This is a genomic window from Bradyrhizobium sp., assembly GCF_049586575.1.
In the GTDB taxonomy this organism is placed as follows: Bacteria; Pseudomonadota; Alphaproteobacteria; order Rhizobiales; family Xanthobacteraceae; genus Bradyrhizobium.
On record NZ_JBAVCF010000204.1, the window covers coordinates 1 to 8,039 of the forward strand.

The 8,039-nt window shown below is 64.2% G+C and carries 7 protein-coding genes; 1 reads left to right on the plus strand and 6 read right to left on the minus strand.

What is annotated here, in order from left to right; all coding sequences use genetic code 11:
* From addB to WB528_RS07795, 5 genes are all read right to left on the minus strand, one after another.
* Nucleotides 1-2,133, minus strand: a 2,133-nt coding sequence (gene addB / locus WB528_RS07775) for a double-strand break repair protein AddB (protein WP_423887835.1), incomplete at its 3' end; no start/stop codon positions are given.
* Between the two features lie 84 nt (nt 2,134-2,217).
* Nucleotides 2,218-2,940, minus strand: a complete 723-nt coding sequence (locus tag WB528_RS07780; RefSeq protein ID WP_423887836.1) for a nucleotidyltransferase family protein — start codon at nt 2,938-2,940, stop codon at nt 2,218-2,220.
* 261 nt (nt 2,941-3,201) lie between these two features.
* Entirely contained in the window at nt 3,202-3,510 is a 309-nt protein-coding gene (locus tag WB528_RS07785) for a PilZ domain-containing protein (RefSeq protein ID WP_423887837.1), read from the minus strand.
* A gap of 106 nt (nt 3,511-3,616) precedes the next feature.
* Nucleotides 3,617-5,146 carry a tRNA (adenosine(37)-N6)-threonylcarbamoyltransferase complex ATPase subunit type 1 TsaE gene (gene tsaE, locus WB528_RS07790; protein WP_423887838.1) on the minus strand — a complete coding sequence of 510 codons (1,530 nt, stop codon included), beginning with the start codon at nt 5,144-5,146 and terminating at the stop codon, nt 3,617-3,619.
* Complete coding sequence (locus WB528_RS07795; protein WP_423887840.1) at nt 5,143-7,590, minus strand: PAS-domain containing protein; 2,448 nt, start codon at nt 7,588-7,590, stop codon at nt 5,143-5,145. Before WB528_RS07795 ends, tsaE begins: the two co-directional genes overlap by 4 nt.
* Here WB528_RS07795 and WB528_RS07800 point away from each other — a divergent pair.
* Entirely contained in the window at nt 7,483-7,797 is a 315-nt protein-coding gene (locus tag WB528_RS07800) for a hypothetical protein (RefSeq protein ID WP_423887841.1), read from the plus strand. The two genes, WB528_RS07795 and WB528_RS07800, sit on opposite strands and share 108 nt — an antisense overlap.
* 47 nt (nt 7,798-7,844) lie before the next feature.
* Here WB528_RS07800 and WB528_RS07805 read toward each other — a convergent pair.
* On the minus strand, nt 7,845-8,039 hold a 195-nt coding region (locus tag WB528_RS07805; RefSeq protein ID WP_423887839.1), incomplete at its 5' end, for a dUTP diphosphatase.

Here is an 8,039-nt window from a genome sequence, read left to right on the forward strand (position 1 = left end):
GTGCAGGAAGCGAGAAGCGACCGCGGGCGCGCCGCCGGCTTTGGATGAGTGGCTGAGGATTACGTCCTCGGCGCCAACGAGCTGCGCGAAGTCATGCGCGGACAAGCCAATGCGCCGCTCGGGCAAATCGAGGCCGAGCTCGTGGCGCATGGGTCGGCTCAGCCAGGGATCGGTGCGCGGCGTCGGCGGCCACACCCCTTCGATCAATCCGCCGGCGATGACGCGGTCGGCCTGCATCAATCGCGATTCCAGCGGGCCATAAATGTGGAGCGTCGCGCCGGGTTTCTCCGGCCGCCGTACCGCGCGATCGGCGAACGCGGTCTGAAACACCTCGGGATAATCGGGCAGCGTGACCGGGAGGCCGCTTTGTCTCTGCTCGGCGAGCAGATCGTCGAAGGCGGATGCGAGCGCAAGGCCCTCCTGCCCCTCGAATGCAATCGCAATGCCGTTGTCGTCCTCCGACAGGGCGATCAGCACCTCGCGATGCCGCGCGGCGATCTCCGCCAAATCGCAGGGCCGCGTCGAAGAGAGGCCTTCCATCGGCGCCAGCGCCGCCTGCAACGTCGCAGTCAGCGCGCGTACCTGGTCGAGCTGTGAATCTTTCAGCCGCGTTCGCTTCTCCGATCCGTGCAGCGAAGATGGCTGCCTGTCGCGAAGTTTTGCGAGTTCGTCCCGGAAGCGCGTGAAATCCTGGACGAGACCCTTGCTGCCTGCCTGTGGCCGTGTCCCGCGCAGCAGCGTCAGTTCAAGCGCTTCGATTGTCGACGTGTGGGCGCCAGGTGCGCCGCCGAGCCGGCACAGCGGATGTTTGAGCAAAGCGAGCAAGGTCGGCGGCTCCAGGCCGTTGGCGACGGCCTCCGCCACCAGCCGCGCGAAGATTCCAGCCGAGGTTTCGATCAGCGCATCGCCACCGGAATCATCGAAGTCGAGGTTCCAACGCGCCAGCGCGGCCATCACGCGCCGGGCCAGCGCGCGGTCCGGCGTCACCAGCGCCGCCGACTTCTGCAAATGCCGCGCTTCGCGCATGGCGATCGCGATCGCCAGCGCCTCCATTTCCGGATTGGGCGCCTCGATCACCGCGAGATACTTCATGCCGTCCGCGACATGGGCGGCAATTTCGGGCTGGGCCAGGCGATCATGCCATTGCGCCGTCGCGTTGGATGGACGCATCGCCTCCGACAGCAGCAGGTCGCGCCCGCCTGGCGAGGGGGCCTTGAGAATCTCGACGTCGCCACGGCTAATGCCGAAGCGATCAAGAAGGGCATGCATGGCGTATTGCGGATGGCTCGCCGCAGGATGCTCGGTGAACCGGCCCTCGTCGTTCCGCACCCCCCCGATGCTTTGCCAGGCCGCGTCGTCGAGATCGGTATCGAGCCCCGGCAGAATGACGGCGCCCTGCGGCAGCGATGCCACCACATGCAGGAATTTTGCGGTCGCCGGCATCGATCCGGTCGAACCCGCCGCGATCACGGGGCCGGCGTGGTGAGCTGCCAGGCGCTTGGCTTCCGCGTCGATCAGGCGGTCGCGGCGCTCCGCCGGCTCCATTTTGCCGATTTCCACAAGATAGGCCGGCCAGGCCTCTCGCGCGATCCGCAGAAACTGAAGCGTGAATTGCCAGTATTGATCGAACGACTCCGGCACCAGCCCGTCGAGGGCTTTCCACCCGACGCCGCGGGTGACCATGTCGTCCATCAGCCGCGCGAGGTCGCCGGCCAACGCCAGGGTCGAAGCCGGGCCGCCAACGACGAGGGAAGCGGAATCCGGGCTCTTCGCCCACGCCGCGACCAGTCTCGCCAGCGTCAGCCGGCGCTCCAGGTCGCCGAGTTTAGGTGGAAGCTCGAGCGCGGTCGCCCCGCCGTAGGAATCGTCCCCCTCGGCGAAAGCGAGTTCATCCTCGTCGATATCGCCCAGCGCGACGATGCGGGGCAGCAGGACGGCCTGCGTGCCGAGTTCTTGCAAAAAGATTTCCCGCACCAACCGTCCGGCGCGCCGGGTCGGAAGGTAGAGCGTGGCGTCTGTCAGTCTCTCCGGCCGCGTGCGCGCTTCAAATCCCTCGACCAGCCGGCCATCGACCAGCGCGGCAACGATGGTGCGCAGGAAAGGTATCGATGAGGGAACGCTTAGGACGCGCATGAGCTGCCTGATTCGATGTCAGGCTGCATCATGGCATGGGCCTATTTTGGGCGCGAATCTGCCAAGCCGGAAAATCGAAGACCGTTACGCCACGCTTTCGAGAAACGCCTCTTCGGCGTCGCCGATAGCGTCCGGCGTTCCGACATGCATCCAGGTGCCGTCGAGCCGCAAGCCAAACAGCCGCTCCTGCTCGTTGGCGGCGTCGAACGTCCTGGTCAGCGAAAATTCGCCGCGGGGCGCGCCGGCGAAGATGATGGGCGACATGATCGCAACGCCGGCATAGACGAACGGAACCACCTGATGCTCCTTACGCTTTCGCAGCGCGCCGTCAGGCAGCATCGCATAATCGCCGTTGCCCTCGTACCCGATGCTGCTGGCGGTTGGCGCCATCAAGAGCAGAATGTCCATGCGCGCGGGATCAAAGGCTTCGGCGAGCCGCGCCAGGTTCGGACGCACGCCGTCAATCCACAGCGTATCGGCATTGAGATGGAAGAACGGCGCCTCACCCAATAGCGGCAGCGCCTTGACGACGCCGCCCCCGGTGCCGAGCACCTCGTTGCGTTCGTCCGAAATGATCACGCGTGGCCGTTTGCGCCCCGCCACATGCTCGATGATCTGGTCGGGCAGGTAGTGGACATTGACGATCGCCTCGCTGACGCCGGCGTCGCCGAGCTTGTCGAGCACGTGGTCGAGCAACGGACGGCCTGCCACGACAACCAGCGGCTTTGGCATCCGCTCCGTCAACGGGCGCATCCGCACGCCGAGACCGGCGGCGAGGATCATGGCTCTGTCGGGTTTGACGGGCATTCTAGCGGTCCGATTCTAACATTTGCATCCCTTCACAGCAGCCACTTTTGCAAATGTTAGAATCAAAAGGACCACGAGCAAATCTACGTTTCTGGACTCTTGCTTCCCGGCGGATCGGTGAGGAGGGATCATTCCTGCTTGCCAATAACGACCGGGGGAATCATACCACGGCGATTCGGGCGGCGCATTGACTACCCGACCGCCATAATTGCCTGATATGACGGTGGTACGACGGGCGTTAGGCTACATCTTGCCAGAGCTCTAGGCTTCAGCGGGGCGGCGCGACTTTTTCTTCTTGTCGCCGGTCTTGAGAAAATTCACGCCGATCTGGTCGCCATTCACCCAAGCGAGTTCGCATCGGCGATAGGCAAGACCCGTCGACGACAGCAGCAAAAAGAATTCCTTCAGATGCAGTCCTTCGACCGAGCCTTCGATGGTCAACTTGGCGCCGGTCTCGGAGACGTCTTCCATGGTGCAATCGCGGCGCCACGTGCCGTCGATGCCCATCATGTGGGCGGAAAACCCCCGCTCAAATATGATCCGTTCACCTCTGCGCCGCTCGGTCACCATCGTACTCCGTCCTTAAGCAGCCGCCCCCACTGAGAGTATGACCATGGTCATGCCTGCAGGCAGGAGCGCCGGCAGAATAGACGGGAGGTGGCTAATATCAGGTAAATCAGGCGTTGGGCGCAGGTGGCGGGACATGGGCGTCGTACCACCCACGGAGGCCGGCAAGCACCGGATGCCTCAGCGACCGGGTCAAATAGGTCCAGATCCGGGGTAGGTGACGCAAATATTGCGGTTTGCCGTCGCGCCGGTTGAGCCGGGCGAAGGTGCCGAGCAGCCGGGTATTCCGCTGCGCCGACATGATCGCATAGCTTTCGGCGAAGCCGGCCGGATCGAATGGGTTGTCGGTGGCGTGCCGCGCCTTGATGTACCTCGTCAGCAGCGCCAGCTCGAGCTGTTCCGGAACATCGATCCGCGCGTCTTGCAGCAGCGAAACGAGGTCGTAAGAGGCCGGTCCGAGCACCGCATCCTGGAAATCGATCACGCCGACTTTCGAAATTCCGGATCGATCAGGAAGCCAGATCAGGTTCGGGGAATGAAAATCCCGCAGCACCCAGGTCCGGGGCAGCGCCGCGATCTTGCCGAGCAGGTCACGCCACTGCGTCACGAACTCGTCGCGCGCGGCGTCCGGCATCGGCGCGCCGCGATCCGGCAGATACCATTCGAGCATCAACCCGATTTCGACCATCATCGCGTCGACGTCGAACACAGGGATTGTGTAGCTGATATGCGGGGCCAGCGGCAGGGCTTCGGGAAGCGGACCGCGATGCAGGACGGCGAGCGTATCGGTGGCGGCTTCATAGCGTTCGGCGATGGGGCCCGGCGGCTCGCCCTCGACAAAACTCTCGCGGCCGAAATCCTCGGTGATGAGGAAGCCTGCATCGAGGTCGGCGTGATGAATGGCGGGCGCCGAGAGGCCACGTTCGCGCAAACCGTTGGCAATCGCGACGAACGGCTTGACGTCTTCGGCCAAATGCACCGCGGCGCTATAGGGCTTGCCGTCGTAGATCGCCGGGCCATCGGGCCGCCGCGGCGAGTTCATGAGAATGACGGCGTCGTCGTCCCGAAACAGCCGCGCGTAGGATCGCGTTGAGGCATCGCCGGGCATGCGTTGGCGTTTCGCGTCGATAAAGCCGGCGAGGTTGAGGAATTGCCGCAACGCCTCTAACCGTGTGACCTGGGCTGCGGCCCTGCCAAAGCCGGTGATCTCGGCGGCGCGCGCCGTCGAGCCGAGCGCCGGACGATGGCTGAGTGCAATATCGATCCGATCCGGCGGCAACGCCGAAGGCGCGCGTTCCGGCCATTCGATCAGCACCACGACACCTTCGGGCAAGGGCGACAGGCCGATCTCTTCCAACTCCGTGGCATCGTTGATGCGGTAGAGATCGGCATGGATCAGCGGAAACGACGGCAGGTCGTAGCTCTGCGCCAGCGTGAATGTCGGGCTAGGGACTTCCGTGGCCGGATCATCGGCAAGATAACGGATCAGAGCGCGGGCAGCGGCAGTCTTGCCGGCGCCGAGGTCGCCCGAAAGCGTGATGACGTCGCCGGCGCCGATCAGCAGCGCAAGATCGGCCATGAGATTTGCGGTCGCGGTCTCGTTCGCCAGCGCCAACGAGAATGTCGACGGCTTCGTCATTCCGCAGCGCTGCGATGCGCCGCCTGATCGACCGGGAAATCGCAGGTGACGGTCGTTCCCCTGCCGATGATCGAATCGACGCGGACCCGGCCTCCGTGCAGTTCAACAAAGGATTTCACCAGGGGCAGGCCGAGTCCGGCGCCGCGGTGCCGCGACCCGTTGGTATGGCTCTCGAACCAGTCGAAGACCTTGTCCTTGACGTCGTGCGCGATGCCCGGGCCGAGATCGGTCACGGCGAAGGTTACATGATGATCGGTACGCATGGCGCTCAAGGTAATCACGGAGTCCTGCGGTGAAAAGCCGACGGCATTGGCGAGCAGATTATAGAGCACCTGCACCACACGCCCGCCATCGGCGATGAAGGTTCCGATATTCGGATCGACGTTGATCTTGAGTTCGATATGGTCGGTGGCCAGCCGATCCTGAATGCCTTCGGCCGCATTGTCGATGGCTTTGCGAATATCAACGGGGCCGATTTCGAGCGTCATCGCGCCGGCATCGATGCTGGCGAGATCGAGAATGTTATTGATGAGGGCGAACAGCGAATTGGTCGAGGCCGTGATGTAGTTGAGATACTCGGCCTGCTTGGCCACCAGCGGCCCCGTGGCCGGGTCGTTCAACAGATGCGCAAATCCGATGATGGTGGTCAGCGGCGAGCGCAGTTCGTAGGAGACGTGGTGGACGAAATCCACCTTCATCTGGTCGGCGGTCTCCAGCGCCTCGTTGCGCTCGCGTAGCGCCCGCTCGACATTTTCGGTGTCGGTGATGTCCTGGAACGTCAGCATGGTGGCGCCGTCGGGCAGCGGCATGGTCATGCAGTCCAGAACGCTGCCGTCCTTGCGTTCAAGCTTGAGCGGCACCGCGACCCGGTTTCCGATTCGGGTCACCGCCTCACGGATGACGCGCCAGGTCGCCGCGTCGTCGAACAAGGGTTTGCACCAGGTCTCCACGGTATCGATATGCGGCTGTTCGCCCAGCGCTTCGGCTGAGAGCTTCCACATGCTGGCGAAGGCGGGATTGAACAGTCGCGCACGGCCGTTGCTGCCGAACACGGCGACGGCTTCTGCGAGATTATCCAGCGTTTCGCGCTGGACGCGGATCAGGCCGTCGAACCGTCGTGCGAGGTCCAGGCTTTCGGTGACATCGTCGAACAGGTAGGTGACGCCGCCTTCCGGATTGGGTGTGGTGACGACGCTGAGCGCCCGGCCATCGGGCAGATACCAGGTGTCTTTTTCCGCTTCGACGGCGCGGTAGGCTTCATGCAGCTTGGCTTTCCAAGCCCGGAAATCCGGCTGTTCCGGCAGTTTGCGCGCGGCGCGAAGCCGGTCGAGCACGCTTGAGTCGTCGGGATTGCCGTCGAGGAAGGCGCGGTCGAGGTCCCACAGCCGCCGATAGGAATCGTTATAGAAGGCGAGGCGTCTGCGGCCATCGAAGACGGCTACGCCCGACGACAATTGATCGAGCGTGCGGCGATGGCCTTCCGCCATTCTCACCAGCGCCTCGCTCAGCGCGTTGGCTTCCGAGGCGTCGATCGCCATGCCGACGCTGCCGCCGCCGACGTTGAGCGCCTGCACGTCGTAAAAGCGCCGCTCGCCGCCGACCACGATGGGCAGCCGTGCGGTGAATGCGGCGGTTTCGTTTAGTGCGCGCTCCATGTCGCCGCGATCCCCACTGTCGAGCAGTTCGAGGTTGCGTTCGATGGCATCCTGACTGTTGGCGGCGTCCGTCGCCTTGGCATAGGCGCCGTTGGCAAATTGAAGACCGCCGTCGACGCGTTTGGCCCAGATCGGCCACGGCGCGGCCTGCGCGAAGCCGCGAAGCATTTCGGTTTCCTGCAGCAGCGCCTTGTGCCGGAGATTGGTCTCTGCCAGCTCCTTCCGCACGCCGGACAATTCGCGAATCCGCACAATGGCCTGGCCGCCGATGGCGCGTCCAAGGGCTTCCACGGCGTGCCCGCTCGAGGTGGTCAGGTTCAGGAGAAAGCCTTCGCCGCTCTCGCGCAAGGTGCCGATCGCGCGATCCATTTGCAGCGCGGGCGCCGGCGGCAGCCAGGTTCCGAACGCCAAGATGCGCTGCGGCGATTCATGGGCGGTGAGCGCGGCGACGTCGCCGCTGATCTGCGGACGATCTTCGCCCGCGGGCCACGCGATCAGAACCTGGGGTTCCGCAAACAGCAGCGAACGGTAGCGGTCGGCCTCGTTATGCAGGCGCTGGATTTCTCTGCGCAGCCCGGCCTCGTTCTGCGCCGCGCGCAGGCGCGTTCGCATCAACAGGATGGCGGCGACGACGGAAAAGCCGAGTAACGACAGCGCCGCCGTCAACGCCGCGAATTCCTGATGGTTCAGGTCGGCGAGGACGGCAGTCATGGCGTGCAGGAAAGACAGGTCAGCCGCTTGCGCTGGCCGGGCAAGGCCCAGTCCAACAGCGCCAACGAGAGTTCCCAACGCTGCCCGCCCGCCACGCGCGAGGAACGTGCACGACAGCAGGGTCCGGCGCATCGCCGCGACTACGCCCGACATGATTACCCCAATCCGCACGACATCAAGCCCGGCGAATCCCCCGCCGTGCGCGAATCAAGCAACAATATCGCCAAGGGGACTCAGCGGGTAAGAGTCCAGATCGTGAACGTGAATCCTGCCATCAAAAAATGACGGATTAGCTGAGGGTCCAAGCGGTTTTTTAAGAAAATGCAGCCGGGCTACCGGCCGGTTGAGCCGAAGCCGCCGCTGCCACGTTCGGTCGGGGATAACCTGGTGACCGGGAGGAGTTCCGCCTGGATCACCGATGCAATCACCATCTGCGCGATGCGCTCGCCGCGCCGGATCGTAAACGGCGCCTCGCCGTGATTGATCAGGGGCACACCGATTTCGCCGCGATAATCCGCATCCACTGT